Source organism: Streptomyces regalis (assembly GCF_001509475.1).
GTDB lineage: Bacteria > Actinomycetota > Actinomycetes > Streptomycetales > Streptomycetaceae > Streptomyces > Streptomyces regalis.
Genome location: NZ_LLZG01000345.1, coordinates 143,281 through 164,888, shown reverse-complemented (window position 1 = coordinate 164,888; position 21,608 = coordinate 143,281). Strand labels below are relative to the sequence as shown.

Below are 21,608 nucleotides of genomic sequence, written 5' to 3'. Positions count from 1 at the left end.
GCGAGGAGTGGGCGGCGAGGACGGGCTGCTGATGGCGCCGGCGTATGCGGTCCCGCGCATGCTGGAACGGGCCGAACTCACTCTCCCCGACTTCGACTTCGTCGAGATCCACGAGGCTTTCGCATCCCAGGTGCTGGACGCGCTGGCGGCATGGGAGAAGCGGGGGCTCGGCCCCGTGGACCGCGCCCGGCTGAACGTGGCGGGCTCGTCCCTGGCCACCGGCCATCCCTTCGCGGCGACCGGCGCGCGGATCGTGGCGATGCTGGCCAAGTCGCCGGCGGAGCAGGGCGGTTCGGGTCGCGGACTGGTCTCCGTCTGTGCGGCCGGCGGGCAGGGCGTGACGGCCGTCCTGGAGCGAAGGTAAGGAGAAGGTGAGACGAAGCTGAGGGGCCCTCACATAACCCCCGACGTTGCACATACCCGGCCCCGTACCACCCCCGAACCCGCACAACCCCCACACGCGGGACCCGTACGATCGCCTGCCTAACCAGCGGTAACCCTTTCCGCAGGCCTCGGCAGGTGAACGCCACGGTGCGCGAGGCACGTACGTCATGCAGCAAGCAGTTTCTTCGCTGCACGCCCGCCGCAGGAGCCGCCCGTGTCCACCCCGCTTCCCTCCTTCGCCCCCTCGGCCGCCTTCGACGACGCTCCCGGGCCCACCCTGGTACAGCCCGAGACACGGCGACTGGACGGCGTCGTACGGGAGGCGTACGTACCGCCGTTCGCGCCGCCCGTGACCCACGGGACGCTCGCGGACCTGCCCTTCGACAACGCGGGCGCGACTCCGGACGCGGTGGTCCTCAGCCGTAAGGACGAGAACGGGCAGTGGGCGGACGTGACGGCGGCCGAGTTCGCCGAGCAGGTGCAGGCGGTGGCCAAGGGGCTCATCGCCGAAGGGCTGATGCCCGGGGACCGGATCGCCGTCATGGCGCGTACGCGCTACGAGTGGACGCTCCTCGACTTCGGCGCGTGGGCGGCCGGCCTGGTGACGGTCCCCGTCTACCCCACGTCCTCCGCCTTCCAGACCCGCTGGATCCTCCAGGACTCGGGCGCGGTGGCCCTGGTCACCGAGACCGCCGCCCAGGCGGCCGCCCTCGGCCCCGAACTCGACCGCGTGCCCGATCTGCGCCACATGTGGGTGATGGAAAAAGGCCACGTGGAGCGGCTGGCGGAGCTGGGCGCGCAGCAGCCGGACGGCGAAGTGGGCGTACGGCGCGGAATGCTGGTGCCGGACACGCTGGCGACGCTCGTCTACACCTCGGGCACGACGGGCCGCCCCAAGGGCTGCGCGTTGACGCACGGCAATTTCTTCGCCGAGGTGGACAACGCGATCGAACTCCTCTACCCGATCTTCAAGGCGAGGACGAGCGAGGAGGCGTCGGTGTTGCTGTTCCTGCCGATGTCGCACGTCTTCGGCCGCATGGTGGCGGTGGCCTGCATCCGGGCCAGGGTCCGCCTCGGTCACGCCCCGAGCCTGAAGGCGGAGGACCTGCTGCCGGACCTGGCGGCCTTCCGCCCCACCTGTCTGCTGACGATCCCCTACATGCTGGAGAAGGTCTTCAACAGCGCCCGCGCCAAGGCCGAGACGGGCGGCCGCGTGTCGTCCTTCGACCGCGCGGCATCGGTGGCCGAGCGCTACGGCGAGGCGATGGAGGCCCGGCAGGCGGGGACGGGCGGCGGCCCGAACGCGGCGCTCAGGACGGCCCGCGCCTTCTACGACCCCCTGGTCTACCGCCGTATCCGCAACGCCATGGGCGGCCGCGTGAAGTACGCGATCTGCGGCGGCTCACCGCTCGGCCGCCGGCTGGCCGCCTTCTACGCCGGCGCGGGCATCGAGATATACGAGGGCTACGGTCTGACGGAGACGACGGGCGCATCGACAGTGACCCCGCCCCTGAAGCCCCGCCTGGGCACGGTGGGTTGGCCCCTGCCCGGCACCCGGATCCGCATCGCCGCGGACGGCGAGATCCTCATCGCCGGCGACCAGGTGCTGCGCGGCTACTGGGACCCGGCGGCGGGCGGCGTGGTCCCGGCCGCGGCGGACGGCTGGCTGGCCACCGGAGACATCGGCGCCTTGGACGACGAGGGCTACCTCACGATCACCGGCCGCAAGAAGGAACTGCTGATCACGGCGGGCGGCAAGAGCGTGGCCCCGGCGCCCCTGGAGAACTGGCTCCGCTCGCACCCCCTGATCTCGCAGTGCATCGTCCTGGGCGACCGCCGCCCCTACGTCTCCGCACTGATCACCCTGGACATGGACGGCGTCACCCACTGGCGCCGGATGAACGGCAAGCACCCCGTCCCCGCCGAACTGCTGGTGAACGACGACGAGTTGAGGGCGATCCTGCAACGCGCGGTGGACGAGGCCAACAAGCTGGTCTCCCGCCCGGAGTCCATCCGCCGCTTCGCGATCCTGTCGACGGACTTCACCGAGATGGACGGCCATCTGACGCCGTCGATGAAGCTGCGGCGCGAGGCGGTCCTGCGGGACTTCGCGGCGGAGGTGGAGGGCCTGTACGCCCACTAGCGTGTGAGGCACATCACTTTGCGGGGTGGAACTCGGCGGCGGGTGTCAGCGAACAGCAGGAGACCATGACACCCGGTCTTCGAGGGATACGACATGAACCACAGAGGTAGGACGTGACGCTCTTGCCGAGCGCGGGTGCCGCCTTCGCCCATGCAGCGGACGCGATCGGCGGCTCCGACGGCTCGGTCATCGAACGGTCCTGGGAGACCCCCGACGCGTTCGCCGTGATCTTCGACCGCCACGCCGACGACATCCACCGCTACATCGCACGACGTCTGGGCTCCGACATCGCCGACGACCTGATGGCGGAGACGTTCGTGATCGCCTTTCAGCGGCGCCGGCGCTACGACCTGTCGTACGCCCACGCCCGGCCCTGGCTGTACGGCATAGCCACCAACCTGATCCGCCGTCACCGCAGAGAGGAAGCCCGCCGGCTGCGGGCCCTGTCACGCATGGCGGCCTTGCCTCAGGGCCGGGAGGACAGCGGTCCCGAGGACGCGGTCACCGACAAGCTCGGCGCCGGGGGGACCGACGGTGCGTTGGCCGGCGCTCTCGCCGAACTGCCCGCCCGCTACCGGGACGTGCTGTTGGTCACCGCCTGCGGAGAGCTCGACTACGAGGAGGCCGCGCGGGCCCTGGGCATACCCGTCGGCACGGTGCGCTCCCGCCTGCACAGAGCCCGCACCAGGCTGCGACGGGCACTGGGCGGACCGGAACGCACCCCCTCGACCGCGCCTCAGAAGGAGACTGACCATGGATGACCTGACGATGGTGCGCGAATGGGGCACCGGCACCGCCCCGAACGGGCCCTCCGACCAGGCCCGCGCCGCCGCCCGGGCTCGCCTGCAGACCGCCATGGACGAGGAGTCCCGCAGCGTCGCCACCCGTGGCCGTGAGCTGAGCCGACGCCTCGTCTTCCGGGCCGGCCTCGCGGGCATGACCGCGGCGGCGGTGGGCGTCGCGGTCGTCGTGGCACGGGGCGACGAGGACGAGGACACGCCTCGTTTGAGCACGGTCAGCGCGACGGAGGTGCTGCGCAGGGCCGCCGAGCGGTCACGCGCCCAGGGCAGCGATCTGCCCGTGCCGCGCAATGACCAGTACTTCTACACCAAGACCTACATCAGGCGGACGCCCCTGAAGGGCGGCAAGACCAGAACGTGGACCGACGAGAGCTGGATGTCGGTGGACGGCTCCAAGCCCTCCCTGCGTGAGGAGTACGGCAAGGTCCACCACGACCCTCCGCTCGGCGAGCACGAGGTGCGTTGGCCGCCCACCGTCTACTCCAAGCTCCAGAAGATGCCGACGGACCCCGACAAGCTCCTGGAGCAGTTCAAGATCGGCCAAAAGGGCTCACCCGAGGCGGACAGGAACGCGTTCTTCGAGGGATGCATGCTGATGATGGGGCCGCGGGTGATGCCCCCCGGTCTGCAGGCCGCCGCGTTCGAGGCGCTGTCGAAGCTCCCCCGGATCCGCCTGGACTACGACGACGTGGATGTCGTCGGCCGCAGCGCCGTCGGCGTCTCGTATCCCGAGCTGGACTGGACCTTCCTCTTCGATCGCCGGACGTACGACTACTTGGGCCTGCGCACCAAGGGCAGCGTTCCGAAGAAGGTGGGCAAGGACGACTGGGTGCAGACCGGCTGGTACTGGGAGACCAGGACCCTGCAGGACCTCCAGGTGGTCGACCGCATCGGACAGCACGCCTGAGCCCGCTTGCCGCGCAGGCCGCCTCCCGGCTCCGGCTCAGCCCGAGTGGTTCGCCGTCTTCAGCGCCCTCTCCAACAGCCGGTCGGCCAGGTTGGTGAAGGCGGTGCTCAGGGCCTTGTCCGTGGTCCGCTGGGCATAGGACTGGAAGACCAGGGCGGCCGTGGCCTGGACAGCCGGGGAGACGCGCTGCGGAGCGAGGAGGAGCTGCTGCTGGAGCTGCACGGGCACGGGCCACTTCTTCGGCCAGGGCATCTTCGGCGGTTCGGGACAGATGTCGTCCCCGACCTCCTTCACCACGTCGGCGGGCTTGCGCCCCGCCAGGCTGGCGGCGATCGTCGCCTCCGCCACCGAGACGGCCATGGCACGGACGGCCGGCCACAGACCGTCCCGGGGCGGAAGCGGCTGCGGGTTCAGACGCGCCCCGTCCGCGGCCGCCGAACGGAAGTCGATGTCGACGCCGGGGTCGTGAATGGGGTGGGGCGGCACCGGCGGCACGCTGATGGGGTTGGGCGGGACCGGCGGCTCGACGATCTCCCAGAGCCGGGGGTCGAGATGGGCCAGCATCTCCATGACCTCGATGGTCAGCGCCGCACGGGAGGCGGTTGCCATGGGGCTTCCTTCCTTGAGTTCGGGTGACAGTGCGGCGACCGTAGAACGGGTGGGTACGGCTGTTCGGGCATTGACCTGATCGAGGGCGCGGCAGCGCGGGACGGCGAGGCGACAGTAAACGGTTGTCGTCTCGTTACGACATCCGCTTGACGTGACATGCTCCCGCCGCGTTGGCTACCGCCACCGGGTAGCAACGCCGCTCGTCCGCTCGGAAGGCCCCAGAAGTGAATGCACGTACCCCGCACATATCAGCCGTACGCCGTATAGGCATGGTTGTCGCCGCATCCGCCTCGGCGCTCTCGCTCACCGCGTGCGGCGTCGTCGACGGCCTTGGGGGCGGTGACAGCTCCGCGTCCCCCAAGAAGGGCGACGACATCACGGTGGGTCTCCTCCTGCCCGACAAGGACACGGCGCGCTTCGAGAAGTTCGACTACCCACTCATCAAGAGAGAAGTCGCCTCGCTCACCAACGACAAGGGCAAGGTCGTCTACGCCAACGCCGAGGCGAGCGTGGACAAGCAGAGTCAGCAGTTCCAGCAGATGATCGACGACCAGGTGGACGTGATCCTGGTGGACGCGCTGGACTCGAAGGCCATCGCATCGGACGTGCAGAAGGCCAAGGACGCGGGCATTCCGGTCATCGCCTACGACCGGCTCGCGGAGGGACCGATCGACGCGTACGTCTCCCACGACAACGAGCTCGTCGGCGAGGTGCAGGGCCGCGCGCTCCTCGGGGAACTCGGTTCGAAGGCGGCGTCCAGCAAGGTCGTCATGATGAACGGCGACCCCGGCGACCCGAACACGGCCCGGTTCAAGGAGGGCGCGCTCGGCGAGCTGGAGGGCGAGGTCGACATCGTGAAGCGGTACGACACCGCCAAGTGGGCGCCCGAGGCTGCCAAGAAGAACATGGAGAGCGCGATCGCGTCCGTCGGGCTGAACGACATCGCCGCCGTCTACTCGGCGAACGACGGTATGGCGGGGGCGGTCATCGAGGCGCTGAAGGATGCGGGCGCCACCAAGATTCCGCCGGTGACCGGGCAGGACGCGAACCTGGACGCGATCCAGCGGATCGTTGCCGGCGAGCAGTACATGACCGTGTACAAGCCGTTCCTGACGGAGGCGGTCAACGCCGCGGAAATGGCCGTGTACAAGATCCAGGGGCGCGCGCTCCAGTTCGACGCGCTGACCCAGGACTCGGTCGACAGCCCCACGCAGGACGACATTCCGGCGCAGCTGGTGTCGGTGGTCGCCGTCACGAAGGACAACATCAAGGAGACCGTGGTCCGGGACGGCGTCTACACCGTCAAGCAGATCTGCACCGCGGAGTACGCCGCGGACTGCGCGGCGATCGGCCTGAAATAGTCGCTTCGGCGGTCAGCCCCGCGCGGCCCGGCGGTGACGCTCCACCAGGTCCGCGAACGCCCGGGCCGGCGGGCTGAGCGCGTCCCAGCGGCGTACGGCCCAGCCGACGGGCAGGGGGCGCAGGGCGGGCAGGGGGATCAGGCGTAGATCGCGGTTGCCGTCGATGTCGCTGTCACCCTCGCTGTCGCTGTCGCTGTCGCTGTCGCTGTCGCCGGGGACGGGCAGCCCGGGCAGCGCGGGGACCACCGCCCGCCCGACCCCCAGCTCGGCCAGCAGCAGCGCCGTGTCCCAGTCGGCGACGCTCGTGTCGTACGCGAACCGGACGCCCAACTCGGCGCAGGCGGTGTCCAGATGCGCGGCCGAGGCGGAGTTCGGCGGCAGCCGGATCAGCCGTACGTCCCGGAGGTCGGCGTCGACATCGACGTACGGCCGCTCGGCGAGCGGATCGCCGGCCCGTACCGCTAGGGCCCTGTCGTCAAATTCCCGTCTGCCCGGAGGGCGGGCGACGGGAATTTGACGACAGGGCCCAGCACCCACGGCAGCTCCACCACCGGCCGCTGCTCGATGCCGCGCACCGGCGGGCCGAGGGTGATCCAGGCCAGGTCCAGGGTGCCGTCGGCCAGCGCGTCGAAGCTGCCCCGGCCCGAACTCACCGTGCGGAACTCCAGGTTGACCTTGGGATGCCGCCGCCGGTACGCGACGACCGCCTCCGACATGAAATGCCGTACGGTCGTCGCCCCCGTCGCCACGCGCACGAGCCCGCTCTCCCCGTCGACGAGGTCCCGCAGCTGCCGTACCGCCAGATCCAGCCCGGAGATCCCCTCGGCGGCGGCCGCCTCCAGCACCCGCCCCGCCTGCGTCGGTACGACCCCCCGAGGCTGCCGCTCCAGCAACGCGACCCCGGTCTCCCGCTCCAGCCGCTTCACATGCTGACTCACCGCCGACTGCGTGCACCCCAGCTCCCGAGCCACCGAACTGAGGCTCCCGGCCCGGCACACGGCCACGAACACGCGCAGATCATCGAGGGTCATGACCTCCAAGTTAATGCTTGGGTCCAGCGACAAATCCCAAGGATTGACTGGCCTTTGACCGATGTACGACGATCCTGAGCGGGCCCGGGCGGCAACCCGCTCCCCACCCGCGCCGGAGTCCGGACCGGTGCGGGGGAGGGAGCGGGTGCCGACTCAGGACGACCGCAAGCGCCGAAAGGACGGCACGTGTCGACTCCCACCGCTCAAGCAGAGTCCCTGCTGGAGGCTCTCGGCGCCGAGACCGTCCCGCACCCGGGCGGCACTCTCCTCGCCCACCTGCGCCGGGTACAGTCCCGCCTCGCTCTCTGGAACGCCCGACCGGCGCTTCAGCTCGCCGGTCTCTGCCATGCGTTCTACGGCACCGACGGCTTCCCGACGGCCCTGCTGCCCCTCGACCGCCGCAGCGAACTGCAGGGGATCATCGGTGCGGAGGCGGAGTCGATCGTGTACTTCTACGGTGCCTGCGACCGCAAGGTCACCTATCCGACCCTCGCGGACCAGGGCTCCGACGTGCGCGACCGCTTCACAGGCCGCTCCCACACGCCGGACACCCGCCTGCGCCGCGACTTCGCCGAACTCACCGCCGCCAACGAACTCGACCTCACCGACCACGATCCCGTCTTCCGCGAGCGCTACGGCGCCGACCTGTTCGCCCTGTTCCAACGCTTCCGGACGTTGTTGAGCCAGGCGGCCTGGAAGGACTGCCTGACCCTTGACTTCACAGGGCGGGCGCGCCACATTCGCATTTCTGACACATCGTCAGAGTGGGCGGGCGGGCCAGGGGGGAGCGGCAATCATGACCACTGCATTCACGACCACTGACGGGAACCCCTCGCGAAGACACGTACTCGCCGCAGGAGCCGTAGGCACGGCCGCGGCCCTCGGCGTTGCGGGAGCGGCTCAACAGAGCGCCCACGCCGCCGACTTACCCCTCCTCGGCACGTACGACGTCGTGGTCATCGGCTCGGGCGCAGCCGGCATGACCGCCGCCCTGACCGCCGCCAAGCAGGGCCTGAGCTGCGTGGTGCTGGAGAAGGCGCCCACGTTCGGCGGGTCCGCCGCCCGGTCCGGCGCCGGGATCTGGATTCCCAACAACTCGGTGCTCCTGGCCGCCGGCGTCCCGGACACGCCCGCGAAGGCGGCCACCTACCTCGCGGCCGTGGTCGGGCCGGACGTTCCCGTCGAACGGCAGCGGGCCTTCCTCGCCCACGGCCCGGCGATGCTCTCCTTCGTCATGGCCAACAGCCCTCTGCGCTTCCGCTGGATGGAGGGGTACAGCGACTACTATCCCGAGCTGCCCGGCGGCCTGGCGAACGGCCGCTCCATCGAGCCCGACCAACTGGACGGCAACCTGCTGGGCGCCGAACTGGCTCATCTGAACCCGCCGTACATGGACGTGCCGACCGGCATGGTCGTCTTCAGCGCGGACTACAAGTGGCTGGCCCTGGCCGCGGTGAACGCCAAGGGGGCCGCCGTGGCAGCGCAGTGCCTGGCGCGCGGTACGGCGGCGGCCCTGCGGGGCGAGAAGCCGCTGACCATGGGGCAGTCGCTGGCGGCCGGCCTGCGCCTCGGGCTGCGGTCGGCCGGAGTGCCGGTGTGGCTCGACACGCCGCTCACCGACCTGTACGTCGAGAGCGGGGCTGTGGCCGGAGCGGTCGTCACGCGGGACGGCAGCCCTGCCCTGGTCCGCGCCCGCCGGGGCGTGATCGTCGGCTCGGGCGGCTTCGAGCACAACGCGGCGATGCGCGAGCGCTACCAGCGCCGGCCCATCGGCACGGACTGGACGGTGGGCGCGAAGGAGAACACCGGCGACGGCATCCGGGCGGGCGCACGGCTCGGCGCCGCACTCGGCCTCATGGACGACGCCTGGTGGGGCCCGGCGATCCCGCTCCCCGGCCAGCCGTACTTCTGCCTGGCCGAACGCACCCTCCCCGGCAGCCTGTTGATCAATGCGGCCGGGGCTCGGTTCGTCAACGAAGCCGCCCCTTACAGTGATGTCGTCCACACCATGTACGACGTCCACGACACGAGCCCCGCCATCCCGTCCTGGCTGATCGTCGACCAGAACTACCGCAACCGCTACCTCTTCAAGGACGTCCTCCCGGCCCTGCCCTTCCCCGCCGACTGGTACGACTCGGGCGCCGCGCACAAGGCCTGGACCCTGGACGCGCTCGCCACCTCGATCGGCGTCCCGGCGACGGCCCTGCGCACCACGGTGGACCGCTTCAACTCCCAGGCGCTGCGCGGCGAGGACCCCGACTTCCACCGGGGCGACAGCGCCTACGACCACTACTACACGGACCCGTCGGTCCTCCCCGACTCCTGCTTGGCCCCGCTCTGGCTGCCTCCCTACTACGCCTTCCGGATCGTCCCGGGCGATCTCGGCACGAAGGGCGGCCTCCTCACGGACGCCCGCGCCCGTGTCCTGCGGGAGGACGGTTCGGTGATCCGGGGCCTGTACGCCGCCGGCAACGCGAGCGCGGCGGTCATGGGCCACAGTTACGCGGGCGCGGGCTCGACGATCGGTCCGGCGATGACGTTCGGGTACATCGCGGCGAGGGACATCGCCGGGAGCCTCTAGGCGGGGGGCGGGCGAGGGTCAGGCGGGCTTGCGGGCGATCAGGAACGCCTGGGGGGACGTCTCGTCGAGTGCCGGGTCCGGTTCGCGGACCGTGCGGGAGAAGAGGGCGAAGCCGGCCGCCGTCAACAGGTCGGCGATGTGTTCCGGGCGGCGGCGCTGGAAGGTGAGCGAGACCGGGTGACCGAAGGGCCGGTCGTGGTGGCGGTGCTGGTCGCCGGCCTGGAAGGCGACGAGCAGGGGCGCGCCGGGCGCCAGCACGCGATGGAACTCGGCGAAGAGAGCCGGGAGTTGATCCACCGGGGTGTGGATGGAGGAGTAGAAGGAAAGGGCGCCGGCCAGCGAGCCGTCCGGGACGTCCAGCTCCAGCATCGAACCCTGCTCGAACCGCAGTCCCGGGTTCTCGCGCCGGGCGATGGCGAGCATCGACTCCGACAGGTCGAGCCCGAACACGTTCAGCCCCAGCGCAGCGAGGCGGGCGGTCGTCCGACCGGGACCACACCCCAGGTCGGCCACCGGGCCGTCCCCCTTGACGAGTTCAGCGAACACACCCAGCACGGCCCGCTCCAAGGGCCGGTTCGCGAGCTCCTCCTGGAAGAGGTCCGCGTAGTCCTCGGCGATGGCGTCGTAGAAGGTGCGGGTGGTGGTGAGGAAGTCGGCTTCGGTCATGGCCGGGACCTTAGCGAAGCCAGTGTCGTCGAAGACCGTCATCCCGAGGACGAGGCCGATGCCCGCGCCGAGGGAGATTCATGCCACCCCCATCGCCCGCAGCACGGCGGTAGCCCCCGCCGCCCCCAGCACCACCACCGGGAACGGCGCCCGCCGCCACGCCAGTACGCCGCCCACCAGCACCCCGGTCGGCCGTGCCCACCCCGCGAAGCCGCCGCCCTCGGTCAGTGCGCCCGTGGCCAGCAGGGCGACCAGCAGGACGATCGCGCTCGCCGAGAGCAACTCCTGCACTCGCGGCGAGAGTTCGAGGCGTCCGTGGAGCAGCGGCCCGGCCAGCCGGAAGGCGTACGTCCCGACCGCCAGCGTCAGGATCATGGCCACCGTCGCGCTCATGCCGTACGCCTTCCGCCGCCGCGTCCGTAGAGGGCGAGTCCCGCCAGCGCCAGCAGCACCGGCACCCCCGCCGGGACGGCCGGTGTCACCGTGAGCGCCAGTCCCGCGCCGAGCAGCGCGGACCGTCGGACCGCCGGGTCCTCGCGCAGGGCGGGCAGTACCAGGGCGACGAGGACGGCGGGGAAGGCCGCGTCCAGGCCGTAGGTGCCGGTGTCGCCCAGCGCGCCGCCGGCCAGACCCCCGGCCAGGACACCGAGGTTCCACACCGTGAACAGGCCGAGCCCGGAGATCCAGAAGGCCGCCCGCCGCCGTGCCGGATCCGGCTGGGCGAGGGCGAAGGCCACCGTCTCGTCGGTGACCAGGTGGGCGCCGAGGAGACGGGCGGGGCGGCCTTGGCCGATGACGTCCGCCACGGCCAGACTGAAGGCCGCGGTGCGCGTGTTGAGCAGCAGCCCGGTGGCCGCCGCCGCGAACGGCCCGCCCCCGGCCAGCAGCACACCGACCGCGCTGAACTGCGCCGATCCCGCGTACACCACCAGCGACATCAGTACCGGCACCCACACCGGCAGCCCACCGGCCACCGAGATCGCGCCGAAGGAGACGCCGACGACGCCGCTCGCCAGCCAGACGAGTGCGCTGTCGCGCACCAGAGGTGCCATCAGGGGTGCCATCATCGGTGTTCGGAGTAGCGAACGCATGTTTTCCAGAATGAACACCAGCCGGTCGTTCGTCAAGGCGAACGAACGTACCGGCAGAGCGAACGACGGGAAGTGAACCGCATGACCGAGCCCCTCACTTGGATCGCCGCCTCGCTGCGGCGAGAGCGCACCCGGGCCGGGCTGTCACTGTCCGAGCTGGCCAAGCGGGCCGGGATCGCGAAGTCCACGCTGTCCCAGCTGGAGGCGGGCAGCGGGAATCCCAGCGTGGAGACACTGTGGGCGCTGGGAGTGGCGTTGGGGGTGCCGTTCAGCGTGCTGGTGGAACCGCCGGCTCCGGCGGTGCAGGTGATCCGGGCCGGCGAGGGGCCCACGGTCGCGTCCGAGCGGGCGGACTACGTGGCCACGCTGCTCTCCGCCAGTCCGCCCGGCGCCCGGCGGGACATCTACCACCTGCGCGCGGAGCCGGGCCCCGCCCGGGAGTCGGAGCCGCACATTCCGGGGTCCGTGGAGCATCTGATCGTCAGCACGGGGCGGGTGAAGGCGGGGCCCCGGGGCGAAGAGGTCGATCTGGGGCCCGGCGACTACATGTCGTATCGCGGAGATGTGCCGCACTCGTACGAGGCGCTGGCGCCCGGGACGACGTTCGTGCTGGTCATGCAGCACGTGTAAGGCGGCACGCATAAGGCAGGAGCCCCTGCACCGGATGGCGAGGGGCTCCTTGGGTACTGCTATCAGACGTCTTCAGAGGGGCATCCCTCGGATCAGACGGGGGTGACGTTCTCCGCCTGCGGGCCCTTCGGGCCCTGGGTCACGTCGAAGGAGACCTGCTGGTTCTCCTCCAGCGAACGGAAGCCGCTCGCGTTGATCGCGGAGTAGTGAACGAAGACGTCGGGGCCGCCGCCTTCCTGGGCGATGAAGCCAAAGCCCTTTTCGGCGTTGAACCACTTCACGGTTCCGGTAGCCATAAGCCCTCCTTGGGCCCAAAGGGTTGCCCTGCTCCAGAACCCTGCAAGTGTGAAAACAAGATGCCGCACATCTGCATACGTCTGAAAACGACTAGAGCCCGCGGTCACATGCTCCGCAGGCTCTGTACTGCAAGGGAAACCAAACTGCAACTTGCGGCGAGCCTAGCACGCAGGCAGCCGAAAGCAATAGAGGTCAAGATCACGTCACTCGGACGTTTGAGGGTCGCGTGTCGGGGTTGACGAGAGGCGCGAAAACCTGGGCCGACCCTGAAGCCTGCACCGTACCTCATAGGGTCTAGCCTCGCGATGTGGACAATTCTCGCACCCGGCCTCGCGTGGGCCACATCCAGTTCCTCAACTGCCTGCCCCTGTACTGGGGGCTCGCGAGAACGGGCACGCTCCTCGACTTCGAGCTGACCAAGGACACCCCGGAGAAGCTCAGCGAGCAGCTGGTCGGGGGAGACCTCGACATCGGGCCGATCACCCTCGTCGAGTTCCTGCGCAACGCCGACGACCTGGTCGCCTTCCCGGACATCGCCGTCGGCTGCGACGGCCCGGTGATGTCCTGCGTGATCGTCTCCCAGGTCCCGCTGGACGAGCTCGACGGCGCCCGCGTCGCCCTCGGCTCCACCTCGCGCACGTCGGTCCGCCTGGCCCAGCTCCTGCTCGCCGAGCGCTACGGCGTACGGCCCGACTACTACACGTGCCCGCCCGACCTCAGCCTGATGATGCAGGAGGCGGAGGCGGCCGTACTCATCGGGGACGCGGCACTGCGGGCCAACCTGCTCGACGGCCCGCGCTACGGCCTGGAGGTGCACGACCTCGGCGCGCTCTGGAAGGAGTGGACCGGCCTGCCCTTCGTCTTCGCGGTCTGGGCGGCCCGCCGGGACTACCTGGAGCGCGAGCCGGTCATCACCCGCAAGGTCCACGAGGCCTTCCTGGCCTCCCGCAACCTCTCCCTGGAGGAGGTCGGCAAGGTCGCCGAGCAGGCGGCCCGCTGGGAGGCCTTCGACGAGCGGATCCTGGAGCGGTACTTCACGACCCTCGACTTCCGTTTCGGCGGTCCGCAGCTGGAAGCGGTCGCGGAGTTCGCGCGGCGGGTGGGGCCGACGACGGGATTTCCGGCGGACGTGAAGGTGGAACTGCTCCAGCCGTAAAGGTTCAGCCGTAAAGGTTCAGCCACAAAGGTTCAGCCATAAAGGGCGGGTGCTTCCGCACCGGGCTGCCGGTTCCGCACCAACCCGCCGCCGGTTGCGCACTAACCTGCTGGGGAGTTCTACGGGGGAGGGGTGGACGCCATGCAGCCACTCGGAGTCGACGAGCCGGCCGCCGTCGGGCCGTACCGGCTGCTCGGCCGGCTCGGCTCCGGCGGGATGGGACGGGTGTATCTGGGCCGCAGCCCCAGCGGTCGTACGGTCGCCGTGAAGATCGTGCATCCGCACTTCGCCCTCGACGAGGAGTTCCGGGCGCGCTTCCGCCGGGAGGTGGACGCGGCGCGCCGGGTGGGCGGTGCCTGGACGGCGCCCGTGCTGGACGCGGATCCCGAGGCCGCGGTGCCGTGGGTGGCCACGGCGTATGCGGCGGGCCCGTCGCTGACGACGGCGGTGACGGACTCCGGTGGCCCGATGCCGGCGCACACCGTGCGCGTGCTGGGGGCCGGGCTGGCCGAGGCGCTGGCGGCGGTGCACGAGCTGGGGCTGGTGCACCGGGACGTGAAGCCGTCGAACGTGCTGCTGACACTGGACGGCCCCCTGCTGATCGACTTCGGCATCGCGCGGGCCACGGACGGCACGGCGTCCCTGACGTCGACCGGCGTCTCCATCGGCTCGCCCGGCTACATGTCGCCCGAGCAGATCCTGGGCAAGGGGATCACGGGGGCCGCGGACGTCTTCTCCCTGGGCGCGGTGCTGGCGTACGCGGCGACCGGGGAGCCGCCGTTTCGCGGGGACTCGTCGGCGGCACTGCTGTACAAGGTCGTGCACGAGGAGCCCGAACTCGACTCCCTGGACGGTGAGTTGCGGGAACTGGTGGAGGCCTGCCTGGCCAAGGAGCCGGGCGCGCGGCCCACGCCGGGGGAGGTGGCGCGGCGACTGGCTCCGGACGGGGCGGCTCGGCTCGTGTCGGGCGGGTGGCTGCCAGGGGCGCTGGTCGAGCAGGTCAGTCGTAGTGCCGTGCAGCTGCTGAATCTGGAGACGGGGCAGGACGTTCTGTCGGGGCCGGTCGGATTCGACCGGCAGACGGCAGGCGGGGAGTTCGGGCCGCCGCCGGTGATGCCGGTGGCGGCTTCGGCGCCGGTGCCCGCAGCTCCGGCCGACGCGCCCGTCATCGTGCCCGAACCGCGCGACGCCCGGCCTCCCCACGACACCGCCCCGGCATCCGACCACCATCCCGGCAAGCTCTCCCTGTCCGTCGCGGCGGCCTCGACGCCGGGGGAGGGAGGCCGCGGGCGGAGACTGAGCTGCACCGTGGCGCTCGCGGTGGCGGGGGCGTTGGCCGCGGTGACCGTCGGGTCGGTGTTCGTCTTCGAGCTGCTGCCGGGCGGGGACCAGGACACCAACGCGGGTTCCGATGCCGCCTCGTCTCGGTCGCCTGGCGCGGGCGGCGACACCTCGTTCGAGGGTTCCGTGCCTGTCCGCTACCTCGGCACCTGGGAGGGCCGGGCCACCGCGCTGGAAGGCGCGCTGCCGGCGGGCACGTACCGGCTCACCGTGCACAACGCCGGCGTGGGCGAGGAGTTGGGCACCCTCCGGCAGACGGACCTGCTCGGCCTCGTCTGCAACGACGTACTGACCCTGAAGAAGGCGACGGCGAAGGAGCTCGTCGTGACGTCCGTGGGCCGGAAGACCAACCACAACGGCTGCAATCCGAAACCGCACACCGTCCGCATCACGCCGGCGGGCGACGACCTGGTGTACCGCTCGGAGAGCGACGCGGAGGGCAATCCCGAGGCGCGGTTGTCGAAGGTCAAGTAGCGGCGGGGACCCTCTACTGTGTCTGCTCACGCGAGCATGACGACGGGGAAGGCCCACCATGGAGACACTGCAGCCCGACGATCCGCGGGAGTTGGGCAGCTACCGGCTGCTGCGCAGACTCGGTGCCGGCGGCATGGGGCGGGTGTACCTGGCCCGTTCTCCCGGAGGCCGTACCGTCGCCGTGAAGGTGATCCGCCCGGATCTGGCGGCGGACGCCGACTTCCGGAGCCGTTTCCGGCACGAGGCCGACATAGCCAAGGCGGTCTCCGGCCGTTACACCGCCCCCGTCGTGGACGCCGACCCGGACGCCGCGCTGCCGTGGCTGGCGACGTCGTACGTGCTCGGTCCCGACCTCACCGATGTGGTCACCGCGCACGGGGCGCTACCGGAGCGCACGGTCCGCGCCCTGGCCGCGGGACTCGCCGCCGCCCTCCAGGAGGTCCACGCCGCGGGCCTGATCCACCGTGACCTCAAGCCCTCGAACGTCCTGCTGGCCGCCGACGGCCCGCGTGTCATCGACTTCGGCATCGCGCGTGCGGTGGACGGAAACCGTATGACGCAGACGGGAGTTGTGGTCGGTTCGCCTGGCTACATGCCGCCGGAGCAGGCGCTGGGGCAGGACGTGGGGCCTGCCGGTGACGTCTTCTCGCTGGGCGCGGTACTGGCCTTCGCCGCGACCGGGCGCAGCGCCTTCGGTGACGGTGCCGCCTCGCACGCGGCGCTGCTGTACCAGGTCGTGCACGGGGAGCCGGACCTGACGGATGTACCGCCGTCCCTGCTCGGACTGGTCCGTGCCTGTCTGATGAAGGACCCGGCGCAGCGGCCGGCTCCCGCCGAGATCGTCGCGGCACTGGCGCCAGAGGGCGTCGAAGGGGTGCTGAGCGACTGGCTGCCGTCGGCGGTGGCGTCCACCATCGCCACACATGCCGCGGGGATCCTGGACCTGGAGGCACCACAGCAGCAGCCTCAGCAGCCGGCCGCGTCCTTCGGGCCGGCGCCGACGATCCCGTCGGGATACGGCACCCCTCCCGGCGGCAGCCCCGCGCCGGGATACGGCTACCCGCCCGCTCCCGGCACCCCGCAACCCGGCACGGTCCAACTGGGCTCCCCCCAGGCCGGTTCCACCGCCGCCCCGTCCCGGCGCCGCGCCCTCGGGCTCGCGCTCGGCGGTGCGGCGGCGGTCGCGGCGGTGGGTGGGGGCACGGCGTGGTGGCTCGGAAGGGACTCCGGCACGTCCGACACGTCCGACGCGTCAACGGGCGCGGACGGCGAGGGCGGTTCGGCCCAGCCCGCCGCGGAGAACTTCTCGACCCCGCCGGCCGGAGTCGCGCCCCAGCCGCTGTGGCGCAAGACGGTCGCGGAGGACAGCACCAACCCCGCCGTACCGCTGCTCGTCCACAACGGCCTGCTCCTGGTCAGCGGCGACCCGCTGGTGGCGTACGACGTGAAGACGGGCAAGGCCCGCTGGTCCAAGCCGGAGATCTGCCGCCCCGGCGCCCCGCTGCTCTTCCGCGGCGGCAAAGTGTTCCTGTCCGACGGCGACTACGACGGCGTACTCGTCGCCCACGACGTGCGGACCGGCAAGGAGGCCTGGCGCAGCCGGCTCGGCAAGCAGCTGTCCGTCGAGGACACGCTCGCCATCGACGACAGGAACGTGTACGTCACGGCCTCCGACTACGGCGACTCCAAGAGCGCCACCGACTACCGCACGGCGGTCGCCGCGATCAGCCACACCACCGGCAAGAAGGTGTGGGTGCAGAAGCGCGACTGGGGCACCGACGACTACGACGTGGAGGGCACCGCATCCGGCAAGTACCTCGTCTACACCGACTCCAAGAAGAACCTCACGGTCCGGGACACCGCCACCGGCGGACAGCTGTGGACCAAGAAGATCGGCGACGACTGGAGCTGGCGTCCGACGGTCGCGGCCGGCCTGGTCTTCCTGCCGGGCAACAGGCTCACCGCCGTGGACGCGGACACGGGCGCCATCGTCTGGACGCTGTCCCCCAACGGCCGCCGCGGCTTCAAGAGCCCGACCGTCCTCGACGGCGTGCTCTACGCGAGCGACTACGACGACGGTGTCTGGGCCGTGAACGTGAAGACCGGCAAGCGGATCTGGCTCTGCGACGAACTCGACGTCGAGGGCCCGGAGACGTTCCTGAAGGCGGGCGCCACCCTCTACGGTGCCACCGGCTCGCTGGACGGCGGCGTGGTCGCCCTCCAGGCCAGGACCGGCAAGCTGCGCTGGACCTTCACCGTCAGCGAGGACCACGGTGACCCATGGCAGATCGCCCTGGCCGGCAACCGCCTGATGGTGACGAACGGCCCGGCGATCTACGCGCTGCCGGCCGTTTGATGAGCACCGCCCTGCTGGTCCTCGTCGCCGCGCTCTGGGGCGCGGTGGCGGGGGCGTTGCTGCCGCGGGCCGCCTATCGGTTCTCCGCTCCGGAGGACGAGGAGTGGCGGGAGCGGTGTCCGGGCGGGCATCCGATCGGGGGGTGGATCGGGCGGGCGCGGTGCGGGCAGTGCGGGACCGGTACGCCGTACGGCCCCGGCGCCCCGATGCTCGCCACCGTCACCGCCCTCGTCTGCGCCGCCCTCGCCGCCGCCACGGACACCCGGCCCGAGCTGGTCGTCTGGCTGCTGTTGGCGCCCGTCGGCGTACTGCTCACAGTCGTCGACTTCCGGGTACGGCGGCTGCCGAACCCGCTGACCCTCCCGCTCGCGGGCGCCGCGCTCGCGCTGCTCGGCCTGGTCGCCCTCGTCCCCGAGCACGCCGGTGACTGGCCCACCGCCCTGTGGGCCGCGCTCGCGCTCGGCGCCGGCTACTACGTGCTGTACCTCGTCAACCCCGGCGGCATGGGCTTCGGCGATGTGAAGCTGGCGCTCGGGGCGGGGGCGGCGCTGGGCTGGTACGGCTGGTCGACGGTCATGCTCGGCACCTTCGCCGGGTTCCTGTCCGGCGCGCTCTACGGCTGGGCGCTCGTGATCCTGCGCAGGGCCGGGCGCAAGTCGGCGATCCCGTTCGGGCCGTTCCTGATCGGCGGGGCGTTCGTGGGGCTGCTGATCGGGGCGTACGCGGCGTGACCGGCGGCGTGGGCGCGGCCTGAGGTCGGTCGTCCAAAACGCCTGGCGTAGGCTGGTTCGGTCCGTCCAACCCCTTGACGAAAGGGACGTCCCGGTGACCGAGAAGGCCGACCTCACGTCGTTCGATGTCACAGCCGTCCTCGACCGTGCCGCAGCGGGCGGACGCATCACCCCGGAGGAAGCGCTCGTCCTCTACCGCGACGCCCCGCTGCACGCGCTGGGCGCCGCCGCCGACGCCGTACGCCGCCGCAAGTACGCGGGCACCGAGCACATCGCGACGTACATCATCGAGCGCAACATCAACTACACGAACGTGTGCGTCACGGCGTGCAAGTTCTGCGCCTTCTACGCGGCCCCCAAGGACCAGGCCAAGGGCTGGACCCGCGACCTGGACGACATCCTGCGGCGTTGCGCTGAGACGGTGGAGCTGGGCGGCACCCAGATCATGTTCCAGGGCGGCCACCACCCGGACTACGGCGTGGAGTACTACGAGAAGCACTTCGCCGCCATCAAGAAGGAGTTCCCGCAGCTCGTCATCCACAGCCTGGGGGCGAGCGAGGTCGAGCACATGGCCCGGATCTCCGGTGTGTCGGTCGAGGAGGCCATCACCCGGATCCACGAGGCCGGCCTCGACTCCTTCGCGGGCGCCGGCGCCGAGCTGCTGCCCGCGCGGCCGCGCAAGGCCATCGCCCCGCTGAAGGAGAGCGGCGAGCGCTGGCTGGAGATCATGGAGGCGGCGCACAACCTCGGTGTCGAGTCGACGTCGACGATGCTCATGGGCACGGGCGAGACCAACGCCGAGCGGATCGAGCACCTGCGGATGATCCGTGACGTCCAGGACCGGACGGGTGGCTTCCGGGCCTTCATCCCGTACACCTACCAGCCCGAGAACAACCACCTCAAGGGCCGTACGCAGGCCACGATCTTCGAGTACCTGCGGATGATCGCCATCGCGCGGCTGTTCATGGACAACATCCAGCACATCCAGGGCTCCTGGCTGACCACCGGCAAGGAGATCGGCCAGCTGTCGCTGCACTACGGCGCCGACGACCTCGGCTCGATCATGCTGGAGGAGAACGTCGTCTCCTCGGCCGGCGCCAAGCACCGCTCCAACCGGCTGGAGATCATCGACCTGATCCGCAAGGCGGGGCGGGTGCCGGCGCAGCGGACGACGACGTACGAGCACATCGTGGTGCACGACGACCCGGCGAACGACCCCGTCGACGAGCGGGTCGCGTCCCACATCTCGTCCACCGCCATCGCGGGCGGTACGGCGCATCCCGAACTGAAGATCCTCGCCTCCAACTGACCTGCCTGTGCTGACGATTCACGCCGACTCCCGGGGCCACGCGCTCGTCGTCAAGGGCGAGTGGATCGCCGACGCGGGGCCGTTGGCGGAACTGGTCGCGGCCCATCCGCGGGCGCGGGTGCGTCAGTGGCCCGGCATCCTCACGCCCGGATTCGTGAACTTGTACGGCACGGAACTGCTCGAGGAGACGTACCACCCCGATCCGCGCGAGGCCGACGAGCTGGGCACCGAGCCGCTGACGGGGGACGCGCTGGCGGCACTCTCCATGGACGATGCCCGCTGGGGCGCGAGCGCCCGGCGCGGGGTGCAGCGGATGCTGGCGCACGGCACGGTCGCGGCGGCCTGCGAGTCGATGCACAACCGCGCGGTGCGCGACGCCGTGCACCGTTCCGGCCTGGGGGTCGTGGGCCGGCTCGGACGGCCCGGCGGAGCGGCGTCCCTCGATCCGTACGCCTGCGGGATGCCGGCGGAGTTCGCGCCCCCGAGGGAGCAGGGGTCCGCCGCGAGGTTCGCCGTGTTCGACGTACCAGACGAGACGGAACTGGCCGAGCGCGGCGCGGCCACGTGCGTGGCGACCGTCGTCGCCGGGCGACTGGTGTACCGACGGCGCTGAGGCGCGCCCTTCAGGGGCTCCGCCGCGTGGGCGCGATCAACCACAGCGCGCCGCTGATCGACGTCTTCACCGTCTACTCGATGATCTTCGTCGACTTCACGGCGGCCCTGCTGGCTTGGCTGGCGGTCCTCGGCGTGCAGCCGCTGTGCGCGGCGTACGCCTTCCGCCTGGACCGGGAGAAGTACCGCTACCTGCTGATGATGCCGCTCCAGCAACTCGCCAACCGCCAGATGATGTACCTGGTCCTCATCCACTCCTGACGCCGGCGGGGGAGCTGATGGGAGCGCACAGCAGGGTGGCGGTGCAGGCTACTCCGCCGACGGTCGGCGTACGTGACCGTTACTTCGACACCCAAAGCCCCTGGAGCGGCCCGCGCCGAAGGTCGTGAGAAGCCGGATGCGCCGCTCCTGCCGCCCTTCTGGTTCTGGGGCCTTTTCGTGGCCCTTGCGATGCTGGTCCACGGGTGGATGCCGGGCCGGCAGATCGTCTACTGGATCGTGCCGCTGGGCGACCCGCCGGGCAACGCGTGGGGCCGGCAGGCCTGGGAGATCCTCTGGTACCTGCGCACGTACCTCTGGTTCGTCCTGTTGCCCCCTGCTGCTGCGGGTGTTCCGCCTGGCCCCGGTGGCGGTGCTGCTGCTCTCGCTGGGCCCGATCCTCGTCCTCCACTTCGCATGGGAGCCCCCGGACAACCGCTTCGGCAGCGCGCTCACCGACCTGGCCACGTTCCTCTTCTGCTGGATCCTCGGCTTCGCGCACCGCGACGGCGTCCTGCGGCGGCTGAAGCCGTTCGCCGTCGCCGCCCTGTCTCTCGTGGCGATCGCGTACGGCGGCTGGTACGCCTTCACGCGCCGCACGGACCGCCTCGTCACCGTCTTCAACGCGCGCGCGGTCACGATCTACCTCTGGCACGAGATCGCCCTCATCCTCGCCGTCCCGCTGATCGACCAGTTCTGGAACGTGCCCGTGTTCGAGAAGTACCTGCCGCTGGAGAGCCAGTGGTTCATGTTCGGCATCGGCTGGATCCTGATCGCGCTGTTCGTCCTGCTCTGCGGCTGGGTGGAGGACGTGGCCGGGAAGAAGAAGCCCAGGCTCGTTCCGTGAGGGCCTCGGCTGCTTCCGTGCGGG

The 21,608-nt window shown here is 70.9% G+C and carries 18 protein-coding genes and 4 pseudogenes; 16 read left to right on the top strand and 6 right to left on the bottom strand.

Annotation, left to right across the window (positions count from 1 at the left end; all coding sequences use genetic code 11):
- Nucleotides 1–10: 10 nt before the first annotated feature.
- The 4 genes and pseudogenes from ADL12_RS29365 to ADL12_RS29350 all read left to right on the top strand — a co-directional run.
- Nucleotides 11–364 (top strand): annotated as a pseudogene (locus ADL12_RS29365) (acetyl-CoA C-acetyltransferase); the annotation flags it as partial.
- A gap of 234 nt (nt 365–598) precedes the next feature.
- Nucleotides 599–2,527, top strand: coding sequence for an AMP-dependent synthetase/ligase (locus tag ADL12_RS29360; protein ID WP_062706966.1), 1,929 nt, complete (start codon nt 599–601; stop codon nt 2,525–2,527).
- 113 nt (nt 2,528–2,640) lie between these two features.
- A complete protein-coding gene (locus tag ADL12_RS29355) occupies nt 2,641–3,288 on the top strand; it encodes an RNA polymerase sigma factor (protein ID WP_244188094.1) in 648 nt (215 codons plus the stop codon).
- A complete protein-coding gene (locus tag ADL12_RS29350) occupies nt 3,281–4,234 on the top strand; it encodes a CU044_5270 family protein (protein ID WP_062706964.1) in 954 nt (317 codons plus the stop codon). Before ADL12_RS29355 ends, ADL12_RS29350 begins: the two co-directional genes overlap by 8 nt.
- A gap of 36 nt (nt 4,235–4,270) precedes the next feature.
- Here the strand turns inward: ADL12_RS29350 and ADL12_RS29345 are convergent, their stop codons facing one another.
- Nucleotides 4,271–4,843, bottom strand: coding sequence for a hypothetical protein (locus tag ADL12_RS29345; protein WP_062706962.1), 573 nt, complete (start codon nt 4,841–4,843; stop codon nt 4,271–4,273).
- Between the two features lie 269 nt (nt 4,844–5,112).
- Between ADL12_RS29345 and ADL12_RS29340 the strand changes: the two genes are divergently transcribed.
- Nucleotides 5,113–6,204 (top strand): sugar ABC transporter substrate-binding protein, encoded by a 1,092-nt coding sequence (locus ADL12_RS29340; protein WP_062706960.1) that lies wholly within the window; start codon nt 5,113–5,115, stop codon nt 6,202–6,204.
- 12 nt (nt 6,205–6,216) lie between these two features.
- Here the strand turns inward: ADL12_RS29340 and ADL12_RS29335 are convergent.
- A pseudogene (locus ADL12_RS29335) lies at nt 6,217–7,235 on the bottom strand (LysR family transcriptional regulator).
- Between the two features lie 186 nt (nt 7,236–7,421).
- Between ADL12_RS29335 and ADL12_RS29330 the strand changes: the two are divergent.
- Nucleotides 7,422–8,057 (top strand): DUF6817 domain-containing protein, encoded by a 636-nt coding sequence (locus tag ADL12_RS29330; protein ID WP_244188093.1) that lies wholly within the window; start codon nt 7,422–7,424, stop codon nt 8,055–8,057.
- Nucleotides 8,032–9,816 (top strand): 3-oxosteroid 1-dehydrogenase, encoded by a 1,785-nt coding sequence (gene kstD / locus ADL12_RS29325; protein WP_062706958.1) that lies wholly within the window; start codon nt 8,032–8,034, stop codon nt 9,814–9,816. The genes ADL12_RS29330 and kstD overlap by 26 nt, the downstream gene beginning before the upstream one ends.
- Before the next feature lie 18 nt (nt 9,817–9,834).
- Here kstD and ADL12_RS29320 read toward each other — a convergent pair whose 3' ends face one another.
- From ADL12_RS29320 to ADL12_RS29310, 3 genes are all read right to left on the bottom strand, one after another.
- On the bottom strand, nt 9,835–10,482 hold the full coding sequence (locus ADL12_RS29320; protein ID WP_062707066.1) for a class I SAM-dependent DNA methyltransferase: 648 nt from the start codon (nt 10,480–10,482) through the stop codon (nt 9,835–9,837).
- Nucleotides 10,483–10,560: 78 nt separating this feature from the next.
- Complete coding sequence (locus ADL12_RS29315; protein WP_062706956.1) at nt 10,561–10,875, bottom strand: AzlD domain-containing protein; 315 nt, start codon at nt 10,873–10,875, stop codon at nt 10,561–10,563.
- Complete coding sequence (locus ADL12_RS29310) at nt 10,872–11,573, bottom strand: AzlC family ABC transporter permease (RefSeq protein ID WP_062707064.1); 702 nt, start codon at nt 11,571–11,573, stop codon at nt 10,872–10,874. The genes ADL12_RS29315 and ADL12_RS29310 overlap by 4 nt, the downstream gene beginning before the upstream one ends.
- 81 nt (nt 11,574–11,654) lie before the next feature.
- Here ADL12_RS29310 and ADL12_RS29305 point away from each other — a divergent pair, with 81 nt between their 5' ends.
- Entirely contained in the window at nt 11,655–12,203 is a 549-nt protein-coding gene (locus ADL12_RS29305; protein WP_062706954.1) for a helix-turn-helix domain-containing protein, read from the top strand.
- Nucleotides 12,204–12,295: 92 nt separating this feature from the next.
- Here ADL12_RS29305 and ADL12_RS29300 read toward each other — a convergent pair whose 3' ends face one another.
- Nucleotides 12,296–12,499 (bottom strand): cold-shock protein, encoded by a 204-nt coding sequence (locus tag ADL12_RS29300; protein WP_003992177.1) that lies wholly within the window; start codon nt 12,497–12,499, stop codon nt 12,296–12,298.
- Nucleotides 12,500–12,807: 308 nt separating this feature from the next.
- Between ADL12_RS29300 and ADL12_RS29295 the strand changes: the two genes are divergently transcribed.
- The 8 genes and pseudogenes from ADL12_RS29295 to ADL12_RS29260 all read left to right on the top strand — a co-directional run.
- Nucleotides 12,808–13,656 carry a menaquinone biosynthetic enzyme MqnA/MqnD family protein gene (locus ADL12_RS29295; RefSeq protein ID WP_062706952.1) on the top strand — a complete coding sequence of 283 codons (849 nt, stop codon included), beginning with the start codon at nt 12,808–12,810 and terminating at the stop codon, nt 13,654–13,656.
- Between the two features lie 141 nt (nt 13,657–13,797).
- The gene (locus ADL12_RS29290) at nt 13,798–15,471 is read left to right on the top strand and encodes a serine/threonine-protein kinase (protein ID WP_062707062.1); all 1,674 of its coding nucleotides are present in this window, start codon (nt 13,798–13,800) and stop codon (nt 15,469–15,471) included.
- Between the two features lie 58 nt (nt 15,472–15,529).
- Nucleotides 15,530–17,827 (top strand): protein kinase domain-containing protein, encoded by a 2,298-nt coding sequence (locus ADL12_RS29285; protein ID WP_062706950.1) that lies wholly within the window; start codon nt 15,530–15,532, stop codon nt 17,825–17,827.
- On the top strand, nt 17,827–18,558 hold the full coding sequence (locus ADL12_RS29280) for a prepilin peptidase (RefSeq protein ID WP_062706949.1): 732 nt from the start codon (nt 17,827–17,829) through the stop codon (nt 18,556–18,558). The genes ADL12_RS29285 and ADL12_RS29280 overlap by 1 nt, the downstream gene beginning before the upstream one ends.
- Nucleotides 18,559–18,652: 94 nt before the next feature.
- On the top strand, nt 18,653–19,867 hold the full coding sequence (gene mqnC, locus ADL12_RS29275; protein WP_062706948.1) for a cyclic dehypoxanthinyl futalosine synthase: 1,215 nt from the start codon (nt 18,653–18,655) through the stop codon (nt 19,865–19,867).
- A gap of 7 nt (nt 19,868–19,874) precedes the next feature.
- The gene (locus ADL12_RS29270) at nt 19,875–20,480 is read left to right on the top strand and encodes an imidazolonepropionase-like domain-containing protein (RefSeq protein ID WP_062706947.1); all 606 of its coding nucleotides are present in this window, start codon (nt 19,875–19,877) and stop codon (nt 20,478–20,480) included.
- Nucleotides 20,481–20,527: 47 nt separating this feature from the next.
- A pseudogene (locus ADL12_RS29265) lies at nt 20,528–20,737 on the top strand (hypothetical protein); the annotation flags it as partial.
- A gap of 97 nt (nt 20,738–20,834) precedes the next feature.
- Nucleotides 20,835–21,584: pseudogene (locus ADL12_RS29260) on the top strand (acyltransferase family protein); the annotation flags it as partial.
- Nucleotides 21,585–21,608 lie beyond the last annotated feature (24 nt).